The organism is Micromonospora sp. NPDC047074 (assembly GCF_040643815.1).
GTDB lineage: Bacteria > Actinomycetota > Actinomycetes > Mycobacteriales > Micromonosporaceae > Micromonospora.
Genome location: NZ_JBEYVB010000002.1, coordinates 650798 through 672701, shown reverse-complemented (window position 1 = coordinate 672701; position 21904 = coordinate 650798). Strand labels below are relative to the sequence as shown.

The 21904-nt window shown below is 69.0% G+C and carries 17 protein-coding genes and 1 pseudogene; 11 read left to right on the top strand and 7 right to left on the bottom strand.

What is annotated here, in order from left to right; all coding sequences use genetic code 11:
- Positions 1–19: 19 nt before the first annotated feature.
- Positions 20–2866 carry a BTAD domain-containing putative transcriptional regulator gene (locus ABZ809_RS06760; RefSeq protein WP_357561412.1) on the bottom strand — a complete coding sequence of 949 codons (2847 nt, stop codon included), beginning with the start codon at positions 2864–2866 and terminating at the stop codon, positions 20–22.
- A 193-nt stretch (positions 2867–3059) separates the two neighbouring features.
- Between ABZ809_RS06760 and ABZ809_RS06755 the strand changes: the two genes are divergently transcribed.
- Complete coding sequence (locus ABZ809_RS06755; protein WP_357561411.1) at positions 3060–3872, top strand: hypothetical protein; 813 nt, start codon at positions 3060–3062, stop codon at positions 3870–3872.
- A gap of 54 nt (positions 3873–3926) precedes the next feature.
- Here the strand turns inward: ABZ809_RS06755 and ABZ809_RS06750 are convergent, their stop codons facing one another.
- A complete protein-coding gene (locus ABZ809_RS06750; protein WP_357561410.1) occupies positions 3927–4790 on the bottom strand; it encodes a DMT family transporter in 864 nt (287 codons plus the stop codon).
- A gap of 122 nt (positions 4791–4912) precedes the next feature.
- On the opposite strand from ABZ809_RS06750, the gene ABZ809_RS06745 reads away from it, so the two are divergent.
- Positions 4913–5779 carry a LysR family transcriptional regulator gene (locus ABZ809_RS06745; protein WP_357561409.1) on the top strand — a complete coding sequence of 289 codons (867 nt, stop codon included), beginning with the start codon at positions 4913–4915 and terminating at the stop codon, positions 5777–5779.
- A gap of 138 nt (positions 5780–5917) precedes the next feature.
- On the opposite strand, the gene ABZ809_RS06740 is transcribed toward ABZ809_RS06745, so the two are convergent.
- Positions 5918–6871, bottom strand: coding sequence for a hypothetical protein (locus tag ABZ809_RS06740; RefSeq protein WP_357561408.1), 954 nt, complete (start codon positions 6869–6871; stop codon positions 5918–5920).
- A 244-nt stretch (positions 6872–7115) separates the two neighbouring features.
- Between ABZ809_RS06740 and ABZ809_RS06735 the strand changes: the two genes are divergently transcribed.
- The gene (locus tag ABZ809_RS06735; RefSeq protein WP_357561406.1) at positions 7116–10868 is read left to right on the top strand and encodes a S8 family serine peptidase; all 3753 of its coding nucleotides are present in this window, start codon (positions 7116–7118) and stop codon (positions 10866–10868) included.
- 111 nt (positions 10869–10979) lie between these two features.
- Here ABZ809_RS06735 and ABZ809_RS06730 read toward each other — a convergent pair whose 3' ends face one another.
- Positions 10980–13268 carry a DUF4132 domain-containing protein gene (locus ABZ809_RS06730; protein WP_357561405.1) on the bottom strand — a complete coding sequence of 763 codons (2289 nt, stop codon included), beginning with the start codon at positions 13266–13268 and terminating at the stop codon, positions 10980–10982.
- The gene (locus tag ABZ809_RS06725) at positions 13268–13660 is read right to left on the bottom strand and encodes a hypothetical protein (protein WP_357561404.1); all 393 of its coding nucleotides are present in this window, start codon (positions 13658–13660) and stop codon (positions 13268–13270) included. Before ABZ809_RS06725 ends, ABZ809_RS06730 begins: the two co-directional genes overlap by 1 nt.
- Positions 13661–13954: 294 nt before the next feature.
- Here ABZ809_RS06725 and ABZ809_RS06720 point away from each other — a divergent pair, with 294 nt between their 5' ends.
- Positions 13955–14860: a glycerophosphodiester phosphodiesterase family protein gene (locus tag ABZ809_RS06720; RefSeq protein WP_357561403.1), complete on the top strand. Its 906-nt coding sequence runs from the start codon at positions 13955–13957 to the stop codon at positions 14858–14860.
- Between the two features lie 83 nt (positions 14861–14943).
- Here ABZ809_RS06720 and ABZ809_RS06715 read toward each other — a convergent pair whose 3' ends face one another.
- The gene (locus ABZ809_RS06715) at positions 14944–16101 is read right to left on the bottom strand and encodes a PQQ-binding-like beta-propeller repeat protein (RefSeq protein WP_357561401.1); all 1158 of its coding nucleotides are present in this window, start codon (positions 16099–16101) and stop codon (positions 14944–14946) included.
- A 298-nt stretch (positions 16102–16399) separates the two neighbouring features.
- Between ABZ809_RS06715 and ABZ809_RS06710 the strand changes: the two genes are divergently transcribed.
- Both ABZ809_RS06710 and ABZ809_RS06705 read left to right on the top strand, forming a co-directional pair.
- Complete coding sequence (locus ABZ809_RS06710; protein ID WP_357561400.1) at positions 16400–16627, top strand: hypothetical protein; 228 nt, start codon at positions 16400–16402, stop codon at positions 16625–16627.
- Positions 16621–16821: pseudogene (locus ABZ809_RS06705) on the top strand (transposase family protein); the annotation flags it as partial. The gene ABZ809_RS06710 and the pseudogene ABZ809_RS06705, both read left to right, overlap by 7 nt.
- A 260-nt stretch (positions 16822–17081) precedes the next feature.
- On the opposite strand, the gene ABZ809_RS06700 reads toward ABZ809_RS06705, so the two are convergent.
- On the bottom strand, positions 17082–17213 hold the full coding sequence (locus ABZ809_RS06700; RefSeq protein ID WP_357561399.1) for a transposase: 132 nt from the start codon (positions 17211–17213) through the stop codon (positions 17082–17084).
- A 544-nt stretch (positions 17214–17757) separates the two neighbouring features.
- Between ABZ809_RS06700 and ABZ809_RS06695 the strand changes: the two genes are divergently transcribed.
- The 5 genes from ABZ809_RS06695 to ABZ809_RS06675 all read left to right on the top strand — a co-directional run bounded on the left by ABZ809_RS06695 (position 17758) and on the right by ABZ809_RS06675 (position 21839).
- On the top strand, positions 17758–18924 hold the full coding sequence (locus ABZ809_RS06695; protein WP_357561398.1) for a glycosyltransferase: 1167 nt from the start codon (positions 17758–17760) through the stop codon (positions 18922–18924).
- Positions 18921–20252: an aromatic ring-hydroxylating dioxygenase subunit alpha gene (locus tag ABZ809_RS06690; protein ID WP_357561396.1), complete on the top strand. Its 1332-nt coding sequence runs from the start codon at positions 18921–18923 to the stop codon at positions 20250–20252. The genes ABZ809_RS06695 and ABZ809_RS06690 overlap by 4 nt, the downstream gene beginning before the upstream one ends.
- A complete protein-coding gene (locus ABZ809_RS06685) occupies positions 20249–20776 on the top strand; it encodes an aromatic-ring-hydroxylating dioxygenase subunit beta (protein WP_357561395.1) in 528 nt (175 codons plus the stop codon). The genes ABZ809_RS06690 and ABZ809_RS06685 overlap by 4 nt, the downstream gene beginning before the upstream one ends.
- Before the next feature lie 150 nt (positions 20777–20926).
- A complete protein-coding gene (locus tag ABZ809_RS06680) occupies positions 20927–21313 on the top strand; it encodes a carboxymuconolactone decarboxylase family protein (protein WP_357561394.1) in 387 nt (128 codons plus the stop codon).
- Positions 21303–21839 (top strand): hypothetical protein, encoded by a 537-nt coding sequence (locus ABZ809_RS06675; protein WP_357561393.1) that lies wholly within the window; start codon positions 21303–21305, stop codon positions 21837–21839. The genes ABZ809_RS06680 and ABZ809_RS06675 overlap by 11 nt, the downstream gene beginning before the upstream one ends.
- Positions 21840–21904 lie beyond the last annotated feature (65 nt).

Genomic DNA, 21904 nt, shown 5'->3' with positions numbered 1-21904 from the left:
AATCTCACTGAGGTTGGATTCAGATCATTCGACGGGCGAGCCGACGCCGCCGAGCGTCGAGGCGAATCGCCTCGGTCGTCGGCATGTCCAGCCGAAGGCGTTTCATCCAGTCATCGAGACCGGCCTGGAGCCGGTGACGCAGAGTGCGATAGGTGTCCAGCGCTTCCTTCCACAGGCTGATCGACACCAGTGCGTCGTCGAACAGCCGACAGGAGGCGAGCATGTCAAGGGCGACCGCCCGACGCAGCACATCACCTGCTTGTTCGGCGAGCCGCAACTCCTCCTCGGCGTGTGACCGTGCGGCGACGGGATCATGACGGCGTAGGCAGATCTCGGCAAGGTTGTGCTGGACGTAGCCGGCGTTGATGTCGTCACCGGCCTGTTCGGCCAGCCGCAGCGAACGCGTCAGGCTCTCGTACGCCTCATCCAACCGATCGAGATCGATAAGAGCGCAGCCGTAGTTGAGGTAGGTGATGGTCGCGTGAGCCGGATCGTGGCTGTAGTCCGGGTCGGCGAGTGCCTGCCGCAGGTTCTCGACGCCCGTCACCGCGTCTCCCTGGGTGATGGCCAGTCCGCCGAGGTTGACGTGGAACGCGGCGACCAGGCGGCCGTCGCCGATCGCCGTCGCCAGCCGCAGACCCTGGTTGTAGTGGAACAACGCGTCGCCGAATCGGCCGCTCTGTTTGGCGATGATCCCCAGCAGATTGTGCATGCTGGCGGCCGCGTCGTCGTCGCCCACCGCCTCCGCCGACTTGAGCCCGATGCTGACCGCGGACTTGAACTCCAGCCAGTGCCTCCGGACGACGCAGTAGGCCAGCATGCCGTCAGCCAGCTCCCACGCCGCCTCGTGCCACCCGTACGCCGCCGCGCTCCGTACGACGTTGGCGAAGTTGTGCCGTTCCAGGTCGTGCCAGGCGAAGGCGCGGTCGCGGTCCGGAAAGCGCAACGGTTCCGGCGGTGGATGAATCGACCGACGGGCCAACTCGTGTCGACGCTTCATGAACAGCGGGCCGGCCGCACGCAGGGTGTCCGTGTAGAAGTCGACCAGCCGACGTGCCGCCTGTGCCAGCATGGCCGGAGTGTCGGCGGACTGCGCCCGCTCGAGAGAGTAGTGCCGCAGCAGACCGTGCATCGAGAACCGGTCGCGCTGGTACTCCACGGCCATGTACACCTCACACAGTTGCTCGAGAAGCCGGCGGGCCACCGCCTTCGAGACTCCGGCGAGCGCGGACACGGCGTTGAGGTCGAAGTCCGCACCGGGCGTGAGATGCAGCAGGCGAAACAGTCGCTGGACGGCATTCGGCAGGTCACGGTACGACACGCCGAAGGCCGATTTCACCGCACGATTCTCGTCGTCGCTCGTGGCCAACGCGGCAAACGTGTCTCCAGAGGCGAGTTCGTCCGCATAGTCCGCGACGCTCAGGTGCGGGTCACGCAGCAGCTTCGCCGCCGCGATGCGTAGCGCGAGCGGCAAATAGGCACAGTTCGCGGCCAGGCGGTGCGCGGCACTCTGGTGGTGGCGTACCCGGTCGCCCAACATGCGTTCGAGCAGGCGGACGGCGTCCGCCGCCGGCATCAACGGCAACTCCACCGATGCCGCTCCGTTGCTCGCCACCAGACCGGCCAGCCGCCTGCGACTGGTCACCACCGTCACACAACTCCCCGTGCCGGGCAGCAGCGGTCGCACTTGCGCCGCATCGTGGGCGTTGTCCAACAGCAGCAGGGTCGGGCGCTCGGTCAGCAGTGTCCGGAGCATGGCGGAAGCCTCGTCGACGTCATGCGGCGCCTCGGCTGCGGGCACTCCCATCGAGCGAAGCAGATATCGCAGGGCGGCCAGGGGATGCAGTGGGGGCGCCCCGCGTGAATCAAAGCCACGCAGATCCAGATACAAGCACCCGCCAGGGTAGGCGGACGAGACGCGATGGGCCCAGCGCACGGCGAACGCCGTCTTCCCCACGCCCGCCGCCCCGGTCACGACGAAGATGTTCGATCCGTGCCGGGCCTCCAGGGCCTTGGCGAGCCCTGCCAGTTCCTCGTCGCGTCCGACGAACGGGTGCGTGTCGGGCGGAAGCTGACTCGGTGCCGCCAGCGCGGCCGGTCCCGGTCCGCTCCCCGACAGCTTTGCATCACGGTGCAGGATTTCCTGGTAAATGGCCTCCAGCCAGGGCGCGGGATCCAATCCGGTGTGCTCGGTCAACGCCTGACGGGCTGACTTGTATGCCGCCACCGCGCCTGCCACATCTCCGGTCCGGTGCAGCGCGGTGATCAGTTGGCCCCAGCTACGCTCCCGGAAGCGGTGTTCGTCGAGCAGCTCGCGGAGCCGGCCGATCAGCTCCGCCGACACACCGCGATCGAGTCTTACCTGGATGTAGTCCTCTTCGACCAGGACGCGCTGCTCTTCCAGGCGGCCCACCCGCTGCGCGAGCGCCCGCGACAGCACCAGGGGAGCCAGGGGCCGATCACGCCACATCCCGATCGCGCGCTCGAGGCTGGACTCGGCGACGTCAGCCCGCCCGGCCACCAGGGCGTCGCGCCCGTGTCGGGCCGCCCGTTCGAAGTCGTGAAGGTCCAACTCGCCGTCGCGTACGTCCAGCAGGTATCCACCCGTGCGGGTGTGCAGCCGGCTCGGCCCGTGGGGCTGATCGCGCAGGATCTGCCGCAGGCCGTGCGCGTAGGTGCGTAGGTTTGCGATCGCGGAGGCGGGTCGTGGCTCGTCCCAGAGCATGTCCACCAACCGGTCGACGCTGACCACCTCGTTCGCCTCGAGCAGTAGCGCCGCGCACAGCAGTCGCTGCTTGACCGAGCCGAGTGCCACCGGCACGCCTGCGATCTGGACCTCCAGCGTTCCCAGCAGCACAAACCGCATCACCGCGCGTTTCTACCACAGCGGGAGCAGGCACCCGCCGGACGCCGTGACCAGCGCCGCTCCGCCTGCACGCCGACAGCAACCTGCACGATCTGCGCCGCCGTCGCAGGCGGCGCCGCCGGAACGACCCCTTCGACGGCCCCCGCGACCCGAGGGGCGGTGCCGACCGGCGTCGGAGCACTAGTCTGCGGCCATGAGCTTCGATCTCGTTCTGCTACCCGAGCCCGTCGGCAAGACCTGGAAGGAGGCGCTGGACAGCGAGCGGAAGGCCACCGACGAGCCGCTCGACTCCCAGGCGTGGGACAGGATCGTCGCCGGTGTGCGGGACGTCGTCGGCGAGGTGGTCGTGCTCACCGACGGCAACGCCCGCACACTGACGCACGAGGCCAGCGGAATCACCGTCCGCGTCGAGCCGGGCGAGGCTGCCGTCAATGTGCCGTACTGGTACACGGGCGCACAGGCCGAGTCGGTGGTCCGGAGCGTGTACCGGATCGGAGGCGTCGTGGCGGAGGCGACGGGTCTTGCCGGCTACGACCCGCAACTCGGCCTGCCGCTGGTCGACGCCGAGTCCAGGGTCGAGGCCGCGGTCGCCGTCTTCGACGGGGCCAGGCTCACGCTGTCGCAGTTCCTGGACGCCGAGCACTTCCACGTCTACTTCGCCGGGCAGGCCACCCTCGTCGACGCCGTGCGGAAGCTGAGTTCGATGGTGGTGGCCGAGGAGGACGACCGATTCACCGTACGGTGGTCCGACGGTCCCGAAATGCTGGTGACCTTCGATGCGGGGCCGCAGGTCGCCGCCGAGGCCGCCGAGGTCGCCGACGCGTACGACCTGCCCGAGATGGCCGCCTTCGACAGGCGGTTCGAGGTCAGCTTCGACGATCTCGACGAGGTGCTCGACGAGATCAACACCTTGATCGAGGTGCAGGGGCATCTCCAGGACCTCACCGGCGGGTACGTGGTCCGCTCCTGGAACGGCGAGGTGTCGCCGCCGGAGGGCACGGGCTGAGCTGGCGGTCTCCGGTCCGGCTCGCGAGGAGAGCCCGGATCCGGCCGCGCGTGTTCATGGCTTGCGGCGGGCGGCGGCGCCGGTGACCAGGGCGACGCCGCCCAGCACGATGAGCAGGCCGAGACCGGTGCCGGGCGTGACCTCCTCGTCGAGGAACAGCGCGCCCCAGGCCGAGCCGAACACCGGCACGAGGAAGGTCACCGAGAGTGCGCCGGTCGGGCCGAGCCTGGCGACGAGCCGGTAGAACAGGGCGAAGCCCAACGCCGTGCAGGCCAGGGCCAGGGCCAGGACCGCGGCGGCGACCGGGAGATCGGGTACGCGCGGGGGCGGCAGCAGCAGCGTGGGAATCAGCAGCAGGACGGCGGCGGCGAGCTGTTGTCCGGTGGCCACCGTCATCGGCGCGGTATCGACGAAGTGGAGCTTGGCGTAGATGCCGCCGGCGGCGTAGAGCAGGGCCGCCAGCAGGCTCGCGGCGACGGCCGCCACCAGGGCAGGGTCGACACGCACCGGCCCGAGACCGACGAGCACACCCACGCCGAGGACGCCGAGCAGCACGCCGAGCAGCCTGCGTGGGGTGAGCGGTTCGCCCAGCCACGCGACGGAGAGCAGCAGGCTGAACAGGGGCGTGGTCGCGTTGAGGATCGAGGCCAGCGACGCGGTGATGTGCAGTTCGGCCACGGCGATCAGGGTGAAGGGTGCCGCGGCCGACAGGGCGCCGAGGATCAGGTAGCGGCGCCGATCGCGCCACGCCGGGCGCCGGCGCAGCATCGCCACGACGGCGAGCAGCGCCAGCCCGGCCAGCCCGACCCGCGCCTCGATCAGCGCCACCGGCCCGAGATCGTGCACCGCGACACGGATGAACAGGAAGGAGGCGCCCCACAGGGCGGCCACCACGATCAGGATCAGCAGGTCCTGCACCGGCGCACCTCCGGTCCTGGACCTGGCGGCGGAAAGACGGGAGCTTGTCACGGGCGCTACTGTGCGGGCGCGACAGTGAACAAGTCCAACACGTATGACGCGTACGAGCATGAGGCAGGGTCATGAACCTGGCGCAACTGCGGGCGCTGGTGGCGGTCGTCGACACCGGCGGATTCACCAGGGCCGCCGCGACACTGGGCCTGACCCAGTCCGGGGTCAGTCACGTCGTCGCCTCGCTGGAACGCGAACTACAGCTGCCGCTGCTCTCCCGCACCCGCGACGGGGTGCGCCTGACCGCCCACGGCCGCCAGATCATCGGTCACGCCCGCGAGGTGGTCCAGCGCACCGAGCGGATCACCGAGATCGCCGTCGCGGCGACCGACCAGCACCGTCGCCGCCTGCGGCTGGCCGCGTTCCCCAGCGCCGCCCAACTGCTCCCGGCAGTGATCGCGGCCTTCGCCCAGCAGCTACCCGATGTCACGGTGGTCCTGCTGGAGGGCAGCGACTCCGAGGTCCGCGCCTGGCTCGACGACAAGCTCGTCGACGCCGGTGTCATCGCCCACCTCGACGACGACACCGCCCCCGGCAGCGGCGGCGTCGTGCTGCACCGCGACCGCATGCTCGCGGTCGTCGACCCCGACCACCCCCTGGCCGGCCAGCCGACCCTCACCCTGGCCGACCTGGCCGACGACCCCTTCCTGATGTCCGACAACGGCTGCGAACCCCTGCTGCGCCGGATGTACGACGCCGCCGGGCAGCCGCTGCGTCCCCACCGCCGGGTCCGGGACATGGCCACCCTGCTGGCCCTCGTCCGAGAGCAACTCGGCGTGACCGTCGTTCCCGAACTCTCCCTCACCGGCGCCCAGGCGCTGGCCGCCATCCCGATCTCCCCACCCGCGCACCGCGTCCTGCGCCTGGTGCCCGCCGACACCGATCCCGTCGACGCCACCGTGCGGGCCCTGCTGGACGTCGCCGAATCTGGCAGGTGAGCACCCGCACGGCGCCCCGGACAGTTTGTCGACACTCGATTGTTCGTCACGCCGGAACTGTTTCTCGAATCCCGGCTGGACACCCGTCGGCCGCCTCGGCCCGGGCCTTTTCCCGCAGCCGAGCCGAGCGGGTGACCGTCAGAGTGGAATGAGACCGGATCGGGCGGCGTACCAGCCGAGTTGCATCCGGCTGTTGGCACCGGTCAACTCCATAAGGCGACGGAGCCGGCGTTGCACCGTGCGTTCGCTGGTGCCGAGCCGGCCGGCGACCGTCTTGTCCGGCAGCCCGGACAACAGCAGCGTGAGCAGGAGAATGTCGACCTCGTCCATGACCTGCACGCCGTCGACCAGGCCGGCGGCGGTGACCCGCAGTGGTGTTGCCACCGCCCAGACCCGCTCGAACAGGTCGACGAGCAACCGGACCAGAGACTCGCCACGGATCAGCAGGAAACCGGGGTGCATACGCGTCTGGTCGGAGCGCATCGGCAGGAGGACGGCCTGCCGGTCGATGATTATCATCTTGTTCGGCAGGGCGTCCGCGATCCTGATCTCGTAACCGCTCCGCAGGAAACCGCTGATCTCCTCGGGCACCCGGGAATCGTCGAAGGCACTGCGTTCGTAGACGTAGCGGTACGTCGGCGCGAACCTGCTGAAGGTCTCCAGATCGGGATTCAGGATGTACGGCGGTCGGAAGAATGCCACGATCTCCGTCTGCGCGCCCCGCTCCATCGTGTCGATCCACGTGGCGAGCTGCTCCGGCGTGGTGATCGCCTCCACCTGACCGGCCAGCCAGGACGACCCGGTGCGGTACACCGCGACCAGCTCCGCCAGCCTGCCGTGGACCCGTTGCAGCTCAGCCTGACGCTGCACGATCAGTGCGCCGAGCCCGACGTCCGGGGCCACCGCCGTGTGCATTCCGTTGTCGTGACCGGTGATCAGGCCGAGTGAGACGAGCTTGGCCAGGCAGTCACCGACGGTCTCGGGAGCCATGCTCAGAACGTCCGAGACCTCGGCGGCAGTCGTCTGACGACGGCGCAGGATCTCGACGTAGACCGCCTCTTCGCGCTCGTCAATGCCGAACCCACCCAGCATCTCGCCCCTCCCACGTGCCGCCGTGCGCCGCACCAGTCTCGGATACCGCCATCGGCCCGCTGACCAGGTACTCGGCATGTGGGATCGGGCAGCCGGACGGTCCCCCTGCGAAGGCACCGCCCCGTGGCGAGGACCCGACATGTCTGGTGCTCGCCAGGCTGCACCGTAGCGCTGCCGGCGGCACCTTGACCAGGCTGTTCGATCACCGGGCGCCCTACGGCGTCGGTAGAGGGGAGTCATTGAGATGTGGGTATGGCGTAGACGGACGCTGCTGGGCGTCACCGTCGCTGCCGCGCTCGTCGCGACGGGCGGGGGTGCGGCGGCCCAGGGGCAGCCGCGGGCCGCTCAGGGCGGTGTGACCACCGTCCCCCCGTCCGCGCAGACGATCAACCAGGTCACCCTGCTCACCGGTGATGTCGTCACGGTGACGCGCGGCGCGAACCAGCCGACCGCGGTGGCGGTGAACGGGCAGGAGGGTTCGAACGGACGGACCACCATCACCACCGTCGGCGAGGACATCTACGTCCTGCCCCAGGAGGCCCAGGCGCTGATCACGGCCGGACGGTTGGACCGCCGGTTGTTCAACGTGACGGGCCTGATCGAGCAGGGGTACGACGACGCGCGTACCGGGTCGATCCCGCTGATCGTGCGGTACCGGGGCAACGGTGTCGCCGCCCGGTCGGCGGCCCCCTCGGGCGGCCAGGTGCTCCGGTCGCTGACCAGCATCAACGGCGCGGCGGTGGCGGCGGACAAGAAGCAGGCGGAGGCGTTCTGGGAGGCCATCGACGACGACGGCCCGCAGGCGGGGACGGCGCGGACGCAGCTCGCCGGTGGCATCGACCGGGTCTGGTTGGACGCCAAGGCCGAGGCGCTGCTGGACGTGAGCGTGCCCCAGATCGGCGCGCCCGGCGCCTGGGCGGCGGGCCTCGACGGCACCGGGGTGAAGGTGGCGGTGCTGGACACCGGCATCGACCCGAGCCACCCGGACTTCGCCGGAAAGATCGTCGACAGTCGGAGCTTCGTTTCCGGTGAGGAGGTCAAGGACGGCCACGGCCACGGCACCCACGTCGCCGCGACGATCGCCGGCTCCGGCGCGGCTTCGGGCGGAAAGCACAAGGGGGTGGCGCCCGGCGCGCAACTGCTGATCGGCAAGGTGCTCGGCGACGGCGGTGCGGGCTACGACTCCGGGATCATCGCCGGGATGGAGTGGGCGGCCCGCTCTGGTGCCAAGATCGTCTCGATGAGCCTCGGCGGCCCGGGCACCGACGGCACCGACCCGTTGGCGCTGGCCGTCAACGAGTTGACCGCCGAGACCGGCGCCCTGTTCACCATCGCCGCCGGCAACGACGGCCGCAACGGCGCGCGCACCCTCGGCTCCCCGGGTACGGCCGACGCGGCGCTGACCGTTGGTGCGGTCGACGACGCGGACGAGGTCGCCGACTTCTCCAGCCGTGGCCCGCGCCTCGGCGACGGCGCGATCAAGCCCGAGATCACCGCACCCGGGGTGGCCATCGTCGCCGCCCGGGCCGCCGGCACCGACATGGGCACGGTGGTCGACGAGCACCACACCTCGGCCAGCGGTACGTCGATGGCCACCCCGCACGTCGCCGGTGCTGCCGCGATCCTCGCCCAACAGCATCCGGACTGGACCGCCGAGCGGCTCAAGGCCCAGCTCATCAGCACGGCGAAGGCGCACCCCAGCGCCCCGGTGTTCAGCCAGGGCGCGGGCCGGGTGGACGTGTCCCGGGCCGTCAAGCAGCACGTGTTCGGCACCGGCGTGGTCAACTACGGCACCGTGCAGTGGGACGCCACCACGCCGGTGGCCAAGCAGGTGACGTACACCAACGACGGCGACCAGCCGGTCACCCTGGCCCTGTCCCTGCGGGGTGCCGACCTGCCCACCGGGCTGCTGAGCCTCGGTGCCGAGACGGTGACCGTACCGGCGAAGGGCACCGCCACGGTGCCGGTGACCATGAACCCCACGGGTGTGCCGACCGGCACCTACAGCGCCCACCTGGCCGGTGTCTCCGCCGACGGCACGACGGTGGTCTCCACGGCTGTCGGCCTGGTCAAGGACGTGGAACGGTTCAAGGTCGACGTCAAGGTCGTCGGTCGGGACGGCAAGGCGCCCGCGCTCGCCACGGCGGAGGTGCGGCTCTTCGACTTCCAGCGACTCGCCATGCCCGAGGTGCTGTACCCGGATCCGGACGGGAACATCACGCTGTCCCTGCCGGCCGGTGAGTACACCCTCCACGCCGGGATCTCCGACCCGAGCGCCGACTACAACCGGGTCTGGGAGTACACCCAGGGCATCCTGCCGAACGTGTCGATCACGAGCGACCGGACGATCACCTTCGACGGGCGCAAGGCCTCCGCGGTGACCATGCGGACGCCGAAGCCCACCAAGACCGACCGCACCCGGCTCGGATTCAACAGCTACAGCTCCGACCAGCAGAAGCGGTACGGCCTCGAGATGTGGTCGGGTGGCGAGACCGCGCAGTACTCGATCCCCACGGAGCAGACCAACGACAACCTGGAGGCGTACGTCGGGTTGACGCTGACCGCGCCCGACCTGGCCGCGCGGATCGTCGGCCGCAACGCGACCGCGCTGGACGCCGCCTACTTCGGCGGCAACGGCGGATCGGTGCGGTTCGACGGCACCCGACGGCTCGACGTGGTCTCGGCCGGCACCGGCACCCCCGAGGAGTACGCCGGGCTCGCCGTGCGGGGCAAGACCGCGCTGGTCAAGCGCAGCGCCGCCGTCACCCCCCAGCAGCAACTCGCCAACGCGGTCGCCGCCGGCGCGGCGGCGGTGATCATCTACAACAACATCCCCGAGCGGTGGGGGATCGACCTCTGGACCCGTGTCCCCACCGCGATCCCGGCGATGACCCTTTCCGGTACGCAGGGCGGGCAACTGCTCGACCGGCTGCGCCGCGACCGGGTCACGGTCGAGTTCAAGGGGATCACGGTCAGCCCGTACGCCTACGAGCTGCTCCAGGTGGAGAAGGGCGGCCTGCCGGCGAACCAGCGGTACCGGGTCCGGGAGAACGACCTGGCCACCCTGCGGACCTCGTACCACGCCTCGGCCAACGGCACCGAGGGCGGCCAGATCCGGTACATCTGGGCGCCGCGACAGTACACGGCGTTCGGCAGCCCGGACCGGCTGATCATGCCGGCGACCCGGACCGAGTACGTCAGCACCGGACTGCAGACCAGGCAGGCCACGCAGCTCGGCCCGGTGTGGCAGGTGGGCGGGTCGGCGCAGACCGAGGCGGTCACGGTGCTGCGCCCCGGCCAGCGGCTGTCCCGGACCTGGAACGAGGCCGTGGTCCGTACGGCGCTGCCGCCGGATGTGGCGCAGGCGGCCTACCGCGACGGCGACGTGGTGGTGGTCCAGGCCTCGGCGCTGCTCGACGTCGGAGCCGACCACACGCAAACCCCGCACGTCGTCCAGACCGACAAGATCCGCACCACCGTCCACCGCAACGGCGAACTCCTCGGCGGCGCCAACTTCGCCACGTTCGCCTTCCCGGCCGTGCCGGAGCGGGCCGAGTACCGGGTGGCGCTCGACGTGGCGCGGGAAGACGCCTGGTGGACGACCTCCACCAGGGTCAACACCGCCTGGACGTTCCACTCGCAGCAGGCGGACGCCCGGCACGCCGTGCCGATGCTGTCGGTCGACTACGACGTGGATGTCGATCTCAACAACCGGGCCAGGGCCGACTCCCGGATGGACATCGGCCTCACCGTCCGGCACCCGAAGGGGCTGGCCGGGCCGGCGGTGCGGGACGCGAAGCTGTGGGTCTCCTACGACGACGGCGCGACCTGGCAGTCCGCCGACGTCGACCGCGACCGGACGGGGCAGTTCGAGGCCACCATCCGGCACCCGAAGCTGGCCGCGACCAACGGGTTCGTGTCGCTGCGGGTGCAGGCCACCGACGCTGACGGCAACACCGTCGAGCAGACCGTGACCCGCGCCTACCAGCTCCGGTAACAGGTAGCGCCACACGGACGCTCCCACCCGGTCCGCCGGGTGGGAGCGTCCGCCGTGCCGGGCCGCCGTGTGGACCTCGCTGCCTCTGCGCGAACCGCACCGGAAGTACCTCTATGACAGCCTGCGCCGAATCTGGGAGACGATGGTCGGATCGGTGATCGCGGCGTCCCTGGCCAGGAGTAGTGCCTTGCTCAGGATCACTCCCAGCATGCGGTCGCCCTCGAATGGGAGAAATACCGGCCCCTGGGTGGGTTCGACGGCCTGTTTCGGGACGATGCAGAGGTACTCGTCGTTGGGAGTCATCAGGATGTTTCCCGATCCCAGGTGGATCTTGTAGGTGCGCAGGTCACCTCTGACGGTCAGGAATCGTCCGTCCAGAGCGCAACGGTCGGCCACGGCGAGCCGGGGCACCAGCCGGGCCAACAGTTCGCGGCGGGTCTCGGCGGTGGCGGACAGCTCCCCGAAGCTGTAGGACTGCCAGTACTCGCGGTACCTGCCGGCCGGCCCACCGTCCTGCCAGCCGGGATCGTTGCCGACGCTGGCCACGCCGACGAACAGGTCGACGTCGCGCATGACCTCGCTGAACACCAGCGGCGGGATCCGGTCCAGCGGCAGCGGGTCGACGGGGCGCTCGCCGATCGGCACCCACTGCGTGTAGCGGCCCTCGCCGGCCTGGGTGCTGTGCTCGGGTGCCGATTCGGGATAGAAGCGCACCTGATCGGTGCTCAGGTACAGGTACGAGCCGGCTCCGGTGATCTCGTCACCGATGCCTTCCACCCAGAACTCGGCGCGCAGCCCCCAGCCGGGCAGCGCGCGGCTGGCGGGCGGGTAGGTGTCGTCGACCATCAGCCGCAGCTTGTTACGCCAGCCGCGGACCGCTGCCAACGCGTGGAACTGGTGTTGGCGCAGCACGTGCGCGGCGAACCGGTTGGAGTAGACGCCGGTCCGCTCCTCGGCGGCGGTGAGGAGGTAGATCTCGCGGTGAGCCTGCTTGAAGGGCTGCACCATCTCGTGTCGCTCCAGCCACCGTCGCCAGGCCAGCACCTCGTCGACATCGCGGCCGATCGGGTGCCAGAGCGTCACCGTCACGTCGTCGCGCGGGGAGACGAGGGTGTCATCGACGGTGCGCAGCGCGCCGTCGGCCCAGCCGCAGGGGTCCCCGTCAACCAGCCAGATGAGCCGTCGGGCCAACGTGCCGACCAGCGGGTGGTCGAGGTACCGGAGCCGCCAGGCCGCGTACGACCAGGTGCGCTGGGCGAGGAACTGCCGGTCGAGCCGCTCGGCCTGCGCGGCCAGCATCTTCTCCACGTCCTTGGCGGTCGCCTTCAGGTCGCGTACCGCGTCGGGGTGTTCCCGGCGAATCGCTGCCGGCGCCGACTTCACCAACCGACCGGCCGCCGTCCGCCAGGCCAGCCGCACGGCGGGGCCGGTGACGGCCAGTTCGGCGGTGACGTCGCCGACCGGCTCCACCCGCAGACCCACCGCGCTGAGCCCGTACGTGGGCACCGCCAGCTCATCGACCTCCTCCCGGGACAGCCCGATGGCCGCCGCCCGCCGGTCCAGGGCAGCGTTGAGCTGGCTGAGCGTTCCCTTGTAGGTGACCCGGCCGGCCAGCCGGGCGAGTTGGGCCAGCGCATGCTCACCGTCGAGGTCGGCCAGCGCGTGCACGGCCGCGTTGGCGATCTTCGGGTTACGTGGCCCGATGCCGGCGACCTTGCGCAGCGACGTCTCCACCAGAGCGCCGAGCGTCCGGGCCACGTCCGCGCCGTCCGCGCCGCCGGCCGAGGGCAGGAGCCAGACCAGACCGCGCAGCGCGTTGGCGTTGTACGGGTCGTACGCCTGCCCGATGTCGTGCCCCCGGTAGTCGTCCTGGACCGGCAGCGTGCGTTGCCGACCGACCAGCGCCAACCACCCGACCACCCTCTCCCGGTAGGCTCCGACGCCCACCTCGGCCAGCAGGGTCCGCCCCCGCGCCGTCCAGCGGGAGGTCGGCTTGCCGCCGGTGGCGGTCAGCGCGTGCGCCAGCAGTTGGTGCCAGCCAGGGCCGGCGGCGGTCAGTGCGTCCAGCACGGCATCGGCCCACGCCTCGCCGGGATTGAGCAACGGTCCCTCCAGCGCGGCCACCGCTTCGGCCAGGCCCGCCGCCTGGTACTCGTGCAGCAGGACGCTACGTCGGGCGGTCGCCACCGTGGCCGCCGGCACCGGAACACCGGACTGCCGAGCGAACGTGAGCAGCGCGGCGAAGTCGTCACATTCCCAGCAGGACCACGATCGGCCCAGCGACTCCAGGAACCGGTGGACGTCCGTCGCGGCGGCCCGCTGCTTCTCGGGTGGCTGCCGCGACAGCAGTCGGGACGCCAGGATGCCCAGATAGCGGGTGTCTTCGGAGGCGGCGGGCATCAGCCACCCACCAGCGGGACCAGCTTGAGAAAAGAGATCTCGACGCCGTCGCGTAACTCGATCTCGGCGTCGAGTTCCTCGACTTGGCGGTCGTCGACGAGCACCACGAAACCGTTCCGCCCGAACGCGTCGATGGCGCGCCCGAACTGCTCATCGGCATCCAGCCGCCGAGGGCTGGGCAACCGCCAGCCGTTGAGCGTCCGCTCGGCATCACCCGGCTGCACCAGCCCGCAGAAGACTTGCGACTGTCGGGCGTTGTGCTCGGCGACCTCCTGGAGGACGCGGCGACGGATCACCTCACGCAGCGCCAGCCGTTCCTCGAAGATATTCAGAGGCCGCGCCCGCGTGCGATCGCCTGCCGTTGTCTCGTCCACGAAACTCACCGTCGCCATGGCGGGGAAGTGTAGGAAGCCGCACTGACACGAACCGTTCGTCCCGCTGGACCGAAGACCGAGAGGCGGATGGCGGGGTATCGGGTGGCAACGCGCCCGAAAGGTGTGGCGGAGGCCGTGCAGCCCATCCCGCCAGGGCAGACCCGGTCGGAAGCGCTCAGCGGCCAGGTGCCTGCGCGGCCGGCTCGATGATCATTACCCGATGGCCGGACGTTCAACCTCCGGCCACTCCCACAACACCGCAGGTGATCAGCATGGCTGGCCGAGGGACCGCACGAACCTGAGGAGAACCCTGTGCGCAACATCGTCCGAGTCGGCATCGCCGTACTCGCGGCAGCCGTGTCCGCTGTCGTCGTCGCCGTACCCGGCGGGGCCACCGTGCCCACGGCGGAGACCGCCATGGCCGCGCCCGCCCACTCGCGGAAGGGGCCGGCCGTCGTCGACTACGCCCACCGCGGGGCGTCCGGCTCCGCGCCGGAGAACACCATCGCCGCGGCGAGGTTCGCCGTCACGCAGGGCGCCACCTTCGTCGAGACAGACGTACGCCGAACAGCCGACGGCGAGTTGGTCGTGATGCACGACGACAAGCTGTCGCGGACCACAAACGTGGAGGAGGTGTTTCCCGACCGGGCGCCGTACTGGGTGCACGACTTCACGCTGGCGGAGATTCGTCAGCTGGATGCCGGATCGTGGTTCGCGCCGGAGTTCACCGGGGAGAGGGTGCCGACGCTGCGCGAGTTCGTCGACGCGCTGAAGCGCCGTTCCGGCCTGCTGCTCGAGATCAAGGGCTCGCTCCTGTACCCGGGCATCGAGGCCGACATCGTGGCGGAACTGAAGTCCATCCCCGGCTACCTGCCGTGGGCGCTGGCGACGGGCAAGCTGGTCATCCAGTCCTTCTGGGTCCCGGCCGTCCGGGACATCCACACGCTGCTGCCGGACGTGCCGGTCGGCCTCCTGTTCGAGACGCGCCCCACCGACGACGTCCTGGTCGAGGCCAGCCGGTGGGCCGACCAGATCAACCCCGGCAATGCCTTCACCGACCAGGCTCTTGTCGACCGGGTGCACGAGCTCGGCATGAGCATCAATCCCTACGTCGTCAACAACGGCCGGGACATGCGCAGGTTCGTCAACCTCGGCGTGGACGGCATCATCACCGACTACCCGGCCGTCATGCGCGACATCGTGCGGATCACGCGCTGACCGACGGGTCACCGTCCACACCGCGCAGACAGCAACGGCGGTTGACCGCGAGATCCGGTCAACCGCCGTTCAGCACCGCATTGCTAGAGGCCGTAGACGGTCAGCTTCGTGCCGTCGGTGACGTACACCCTGCCGTAGGTGACCACGAGCTGGTCGACCGCGCCGGTGAACGCCGGCGCCTTCAGCGGGGCACCGTCGACCGGGTTCAGAGTGTGCACCCGGTCGCCCTTGGCCGTGACGTACAGGACACCACCCGCGACGATCGCCCGCTGGTACTCGCTTTCCGGAATGCTCCGGCTCCAGATCGTGGCACCGGTGCTGCGGTTCACCGCGGAGACGGTTCCTTCGCCGGAGGTGACGTACAGCCTGGTCGGGGTGAGCACCGCGAACCTCGGGAGCAGGTCCGACGCGAGCCAGGTCAGGGTGCCGGTCGTCGCGTCGAGGACCTGCAGGCTGTGCCCCCACCCGACGTAGAACTTGGTCCCCGCCTCGTCCGCCGCGAGCGGCCGGTACTCACGGTGCTCAGTCGTGTGGATGATCGCGCCGGTGACGATGTCGACGATGGTGCTCCTCAGGGGTCCGGCGTTCCCATCGTATCCGGAAAGCAAGACGCGACCGTTCGCCGAAACCGGCTGTTTCATGTACAGGCCGCTCTGCCACAGCAGCTGCCCGTCGGCGATGCGGTACGCGCGCGTGTCACTGCTGTAGCGGCTTTCGCCGGAGACCACGACGACGCCCCGGTCGACGAGGATCTGCACAACCCGGCCATCGTCGTCGAAGTCCCGGACCACCGCCCCGGTCATAGCGTCGAGCACGAAGATCTGGCTGGAGTCGGCGCCAGGCATGGGGCCGCTGTCGTCCACCGAGAAGACGAGCTGGCCGGCCGTGTGGACGAGCCGCGAAGGCCACCGGAAGTTCTCGGGCTCGAAGCGCCACTTCTGCGCGCCGGTCTCCTCGTCGGTGGCCGTGACGCCGAGGTCGTCCTGGGTGTAGACGAGTCCGTCGGCGACGACCGGTGCACGCTGGCCGGTCCGGGCCGGGGTGCCGGTGTACTTGAGTTTGAGGTTCGGGACGGTCGGCACCGTCACGCTTGTCTCGTTGGGATTGAATGCGCTGTTGCTGGCCAGGTAGCCGGACATGGCCCACCAGCCCGTGCCGGCCGCGGCGGCCGGCGCCGCCGGAATCGCCACCGTCGCCGCGAGCACCGCGGCAGCGGTCAGCACCTTCACTGAGTACTTCACCCGTACCTCCCCGTTGGCGCGGCGTTGCAGAACCCCGCGCCCCTGTCCTTCCTCGATTGCGTCGTGCCGGATGCGTACCTGCTGCCTCGGCGCCGCCGTGCCGCTGATCATATGGCTCAAGCAACGTCCATGGTTGCCCGCTGACGGCGCATGGAAGCACGGCAGGTGCCGGCCGGCAGCACTGATCGCACCCTGACTCCAACGTGCATCACAGCATCGGAGGCATGAGCCGAATCAGGCACCGAGGTCGGCCAGCCGCCGGGCGATGCCGCCCTCGGGCAGCTTCCACACCTGATCATTGGGCCACTGCCGATACAGCAATCCTCCTGTTGGTCACCGCAATCTGCGGCACGTCCTGCCGTACCCGCTCAGCCGCGATCAGGCGAAATTCGACCGGCTGAAGTCGGACCTGGTGATGTACCGGCTGGCGTTCGGCCAGCCCAGGCAGGAGGACCTGCTGAACCTGCTCCGACGACGGGAAATCGGCGCGGCGGGCGTACCCGACATTCTGGATCTTCGGCCGTGAACCGCGCCCACGCGAAGATCCGCCCCCGCGGTGAGCGGGCGATCGCCACCCTCAAGACCTGGAGGATCCTGGCCATGTTGCGCTGCTGCCCACGCCGAGCCATCGCGATCGTGCAGGCGATCCTCGTCCTGCACCGCACCGAATCCGACCGCTACCAGGATGAGAAAGACTCTTTCGTACGCCGACACTTGTAGAACCACGAATCGGACACCCCCAACGCCCCGACAGGCCAGCGCGTGCGGCACAGCACGCCCGGTCCTCTGGGAAGAGATGAAAGCGGCCACGCTCACCGGCCCGTCGCTTCCTTGACCCATAGGACCACGGGTCGCTTGAGGACATCACGCTCCATCGCCGACTCGGCGTTCTCCCGCCGCAACCGCGCCAGCTCCGCCCGCTCGTCCTCGGCCAGCTGCCCGGCAGCGGCCTCGCCACGAGCGGCACGATCGGGCTGTACTCAGTTGGCCAGGGTGCCGCTGCTGAGCCCCAGATCACGCGCTACCCGCGCGATCGACTTCCCGGTCTCACGCACGATCCGGACCGCGCCCGCGCGAAACTCCGGATCAAACCGGCGTCTCGTCTCAGCCATTAACCTCTATCCCTCAAGTTCTGGCCTCCACGTTACGAGGGGGAAGAAATTGCATGAAATCCGGCGACTCGGCCGGAAGGGCTTTAAGCCCACGACCTCCACGCCTTCGCTATGGAGGAATCGGACCCGCGTGCCGCAGGTCGAGGCGGAGTCCGGGCAAAGTCAGCGGCGTTACGGGCGCACCGACAACATCAGAGCATTGACATTGATCAAGCCTTCGGGCACACTTTCCGCAGTCGCCTCAGCGCAGACGGTGAGCCCCTTGTAGCAAGTTTGTTTCGAGCAGGATACATAGATCGGGCCGCGTCCCCACAATGATCGTGGGGAGAGCGTAAAACTTTGTTCGAGTATCTGGTCATCGATGGATCCTTCGCCTGCCGTGCGGCTCTCGCGTGCCTGCGCGCCTGCGTGGCGGAGATCTGCCAGTCGTGCGTAGCGGTCTCGACTCGCCCCTGAAGGCCGGGTGTCGCATTCGTGCCCGAGGCGGTTGATCCAGGCCAGATCGTGAGTTCGCCCGTTCGTTTTCCCATGAATCGGAGATCTAGTGCGCATCGCCTTCCTCACCACGACTCAGCATGGTCACCTCAACCCGTACATTCCGGTGGTCAATTCGCTCCAAGCCGCCGGCAATGAGGTTGTGCTGCTGCTGTTGTCTGCGGACGGTGGCGCACTCGGCGAGCAGCGTCGCCAGGCCCTGGGCCCGGTGGAGGTCCACATGGTCGGGAAGGTCCAGATGGCGCCGTGGAGCGACGATCCAGCGAAGATCGGTCCGATGCTCGAGTCGTCACCGGTGGCGGACCAGGTGGCTGATGCGCTGCGGGCGACGGCGCCGGACTTCGCGCTGCTCGATTCGCTGCCGGTACTGGCGGCAGCGATGGCCGGGGCGCAGGCGTCCGGTGTGCCGTACGGAATGATATGGGCAAATCTGGGCGGAGTATGCCCAAGGGAGCGTCGGCAGGGTCGCTGGCTGTACGACGAACAGGTTGGCGATTATCTGACCAAGCGCGGAGTGTTGTGGTCGACCCGGACCCATTCGGCGCGTTCGCCGATTCTCAATCTGATGCCGACGATTCCCTCGCTCGTCGGGGATGAAGCGGTCACCGACGATGGTGTGCAGCTGGTCGGGTTGCCGGGTGCGGCAGGCGAGCGCGGCGACGAGGTCGCTTTTCCCGGCCTGGAGGAGATCGACCCCGGCCGGCCGCTGGTGTTCGTCTCCTTCGGCACGATCTTTTTCAGGCGGCCCGACCTCCTCCACACGGTGATCATGGGGGCGGTGAAGACCGGTGCGCAGGTGATCGCCTCAGTCGGAGATCTCGCTGAGGAACTCGCGCTGCCCGCTGACGTACTCACCGCCCCGTACGTGCCACAACGTGAGGTGCTTGAGCGCGCCGATGTGTTCATCACCCATGGCGGCTACAACTCGGTGGCGGAGTCGATCCGGGCGGGGACGCCAATGCTGGTGATCCCGCTGGCCGTGGATCAGCCTATTCAGGCGCACTTCGTGAAAACCGCGGGCTTCGGGACGGCGTTGGAGCCGGCCGACGTCACAGAACATGCGGTCGCTGACGCTGTCACCAATCTGCTTGATCCGGGCCGGGACTACCGGGCGCGGCTGCGCGCGGCGCAGCCCGAGTGCGGCGATTCGGCCGCGCGCACGGCAGAACTGGTCATCAGCATGGGCGAGAAGCTACAGCGAAAGGGGGAGCAGTGACGATAGAACTGCAGCGGCCGGTGGGCGATCGGATCGTCTTCGATGATCCTGAGAGTTTCTCGTTCCGGGTGGACCGCCGGGCCTATACGGACGACGACGTGGCCGCACAGGAGATGACCAAGATCTTCGATCGCTGCTGGTTGTACGTCGGGCACGAATCGGAGGTGCCCGCGCCGGGCTCCTACGTGTCACGTGACGTCGGAGGGCGCCCGGTGGTCATGGCGCGCGGCTCCGACGGGGTGATTCGGGTGTTTGCCAACAGCTGCCCGCACCGCGGGGCTCTGATCTGCTCGCAGTCAGCCGGGCAGGCCAGGTCGTTCCGGTGCCCGTACCACGACTGGACATTCTCCAACCGGGGGGACCTGGTCGGAGTTCCGCTCCCGGACGGGTACGGCCCAGGCTTCCGCAAGTCCGACTTCGGCCTGTCGCGGCACCGTAGCGACAGTTACCGGGGTTTCGTGTTCGCGACCTTCGATCCCGAGCAGCCACGCACCTTGACCGAGCATTTGGCGGGCGCGACGGAGTACCTCGATCTGATCGCCGACCAGTCCGAAGTGGGAATGGAGGTGATCCAAGGTGCGCAATTGCACGGGGCTCGGGCCAACTGGAAGCTCATGATGGAGAACAGCGTCGACATCTACCACTTCCGCGCCCTGCACAAGCGTTACGTGGGCTACATCGAGTCGCTTGGGACAATGGCACCGCGACGACGAGGCGGCTCCGCCCGCGCTCTCGGGCGGGGGCATGGCGCCAATGAGTTGGTGCCGGCGGCAGCCCGACCGCTCGCCTACTGGACGCCGATGTTCCCCCCCGAGGTCAGGTCACGGATGGAGGCGACGGCCGCACGGTTCGTCGAACGGTTCGGCGCCGAACGCGCTCAACGGATCACCGGCGCCAATCGGGCGTTGATGATCTTTCCGAATCTGATGATCATCGATGCGATCGGGATCACCATCCGCAAGATCGACCCGGTCAGCGCCGGCCAGATGTCCATCACCTCAGTCGCGCTGGCCCCCAAGGACGAGGATCCGGACATCCGGGAACTACGAAAGAGTCACTACTTGACCTTCCTCGGTCCCGCCGGCTTCGCCACCCCCGACGACATCGAGATCATCGAGTCCTGTCAACGGGGCTACCTCAATCGCACGCTCCGCTACTCCGACCTGTCACGCGGAATGGCCAAGGATGTCCCCGAGACCACCGACGAACTCCCGGCCCGCGAGTTCTGGCGGCAGTGGGACCGGCTGATGCACCACGGCGACGACGACCACGAGGAAGCTCACCACGTCACTCAACGGGCCGAGAGGCAAGGGGCGCAACGGCGATGACCACCGACACGATCAACACCAAGCCGGCGGTCGACGAGACGGCCCAGATGCGGCTATGGCACCGGGTGAGCCAGTTCCTCTTCCGTGAGGCGCGGCTGCTCGACGAGTGGCGCCTACGCGAGTGGTACGACGAGATGCTGACCGACGACATCCGCTACCTGGTGCCGGCTACCGACGTCCGGGGCGGGTCGACCGATGCGCTCGGGCTCATCGACGACAACGCCGCCCGGCTGCGCCAGCGGGTCGAGCAACTCCTCAACGGCGAGGTGTGGTGCGAGAATCCCCGGTCGCGGACGAATCGGATGATCAGCAACGTGGAGATTCTGGCTGATCGGGGCACGCACCTCGATGTGACGGCGAATGTCGTCGTGTACCGGTTCGGGCACGGGCGCTCTGACTCCTACGTCGGAAAATGCCGGCTCGAACTCGCCGTCGAGGGCGAGTCGTTCCGGGTCCGGAGACGTCTCGTGGTGCTCGACCACGAGAGTCTTTACGAACACGGAAAGCTCAGCATCATCCTCTGAGACCTGACAGGGACACTGCCCTCCACACAGCCTTCGCGCGCAGGGGTGGGTCTGGTTCTGGCTGCGCCGTACCGCTGCTCGTCGCCTTCGTGGCGTCGTAGGAATTCACCACTGTCCGACAGGCCACCTGGCAACACGAAGGAGTGATCGATGGACCAGTCGCTTGCCCGACATGAGCGGGGTGAGGCCATGTTCAAGCACGTCTTCGGCCGTGAACCCCGCCCAGGCTCCTACCCCGACTTCCTGCAGCTCACCATCGATCACTTGTTCGGTGAGATCTGGACCCGCCCGCACCTGAGCGTCGAGGAGCGCGAGTTGATCGCGCTGACCGCGGTCACCCTGGCCCGGACCGACTGGGAGTTGCGCGGCCACATCGGTGCCGCCCTGCACCTCGGGATGCCACGAGAGAAGATCGTCGAAATCATCATTCAGCTCGCCTACTACGGGGGCTGGCCGGTCGCCAACAACGGGCTGCGCATCGCCCAAGAGGTGTTCGCCGAGCTCGACGCTGGCAAGGACACCGACCATGACCAGTGACCCTGCGCCCCTCGACCCCGCCGTCAAGGTCGATCTCTGGCGCCAGCGGTTCTTCGAGGCCCAGGCGGCCGCCGAAGAGTTCATCCTCGGCGTGCACGGCGATGAGGGCGTGTCCGCGTGGATCCAGGCGAACTCGCGCATCACTGCGGACCTACTGCGATCGCAGCGGCCCGCCGGAGAGTCTGCCACCGTCCACTTCATGACCCGGCTACAGCGCCAACTGCTGCTCTACGACTCGGCAGTGACCAGCGAGCCCCAGCCCTCTGGCACCGTCCTGCGCAACGCCGAGTGTGGAATCCTGCGGTACCGCAAACAGGCCGCCAGCGCCGGCGTCAAACTGACTTTCGCGTCACCATGTCCGTACTGTCAGGAACTCAACACCGCCATCGCCGCCCGCTACGTCGAATCGGACGTCACGGTGTCGTGCGAACAGGCAGGCGACGGGTGCACCTGGCGCGCGGAATCCCGGCACGCTTCAGGGGACGGCGCGACCGGGTCACCTGACCGCGGCGGAACCGTGGATTGAACCGACAGCAGCGCCGTCGGTCGTCGGCTGTCGGGCCGGCGGTTCGACATCGAACTTCTAGCAAC

Coding starts and splice junctions, on each gene's coding strand:
- ABZ809_RS06755 (WP_357561411.1), top strand. CDS start 3,060: ATGAGCTTCGATCTCGTTCTGCTACCCGAGCCCGTCGGCAAGACCTGG.
- ABZ809_RS06745 (WP_357561409.1), top strand. CDS start 4,913: ATGAACCTGGCGCAACTGCGGGCGCTGGTGGCGGTCGTCGACACCGGC.
- ABZ809_RS06730 (WP_357561405.1), bottom strand. CDS start 13,268: ATGCCCGCCGCCTCCGAAGACACCCGCTATCTGGGCATCCTGGCGTCC.
- ABZ809_RS06685 (WP_357561395.1), top strand. CDS start 20,249: ATGACCACCGACACGATCAACACCAAGCCGGCGGTCGACGAGACGGCC.
- ABZ809_RS06700 (WP_357561399.1), bottom strand. CDS start 17,213: ATGGCTGAGACGAGACGCCGGTTTGATCCGGAGTTTCGCGCGGGCGCG.
- ABZ809_RS06725 (WP_357561404.1), bottom strand. CDS start 13,660: ATGGCGACGGTGAGTTTCGTGGACGAGACAACGGCAGGCGATCGCACG.
- ABZ809_RS06735 (WP_357561406.1), top strand. CDS start 7,116: ATGTGGGTATGGCGTAGACGGACGCTGCTGGGCGTCACCGTCGCTGCC.
- ABZ809_RS06675 (WP_357561393.1), top strand. CDS start 21,303: ATGACCAGTGACCCTGCGCCCCTCGACCCCGCCGTCAAGGTCGATCTC.
- ABZ809_RS06760 (WP_357561412.1), bottom strand. CDS start 2,866: ATGCGGTTTGTGCTGCTGGGAACGCTGGAGGTCCAGATCGCAGGCGTG.
- ABZ809_RS06680 (WP_357561394.1), top strand. CDS start 20,927: ATGGACCAGTCGCTTGCCCGACATGAGCGGGGTGAGGCCATGTTCAAG.
- ABZ809_RS06740 (WP_357561408.1), bottom strand. CDS start 6,871: ATGCTGGGTGGGTTCGGCATTGACGAGCGCGAAGAGGCGGTCTACGTC.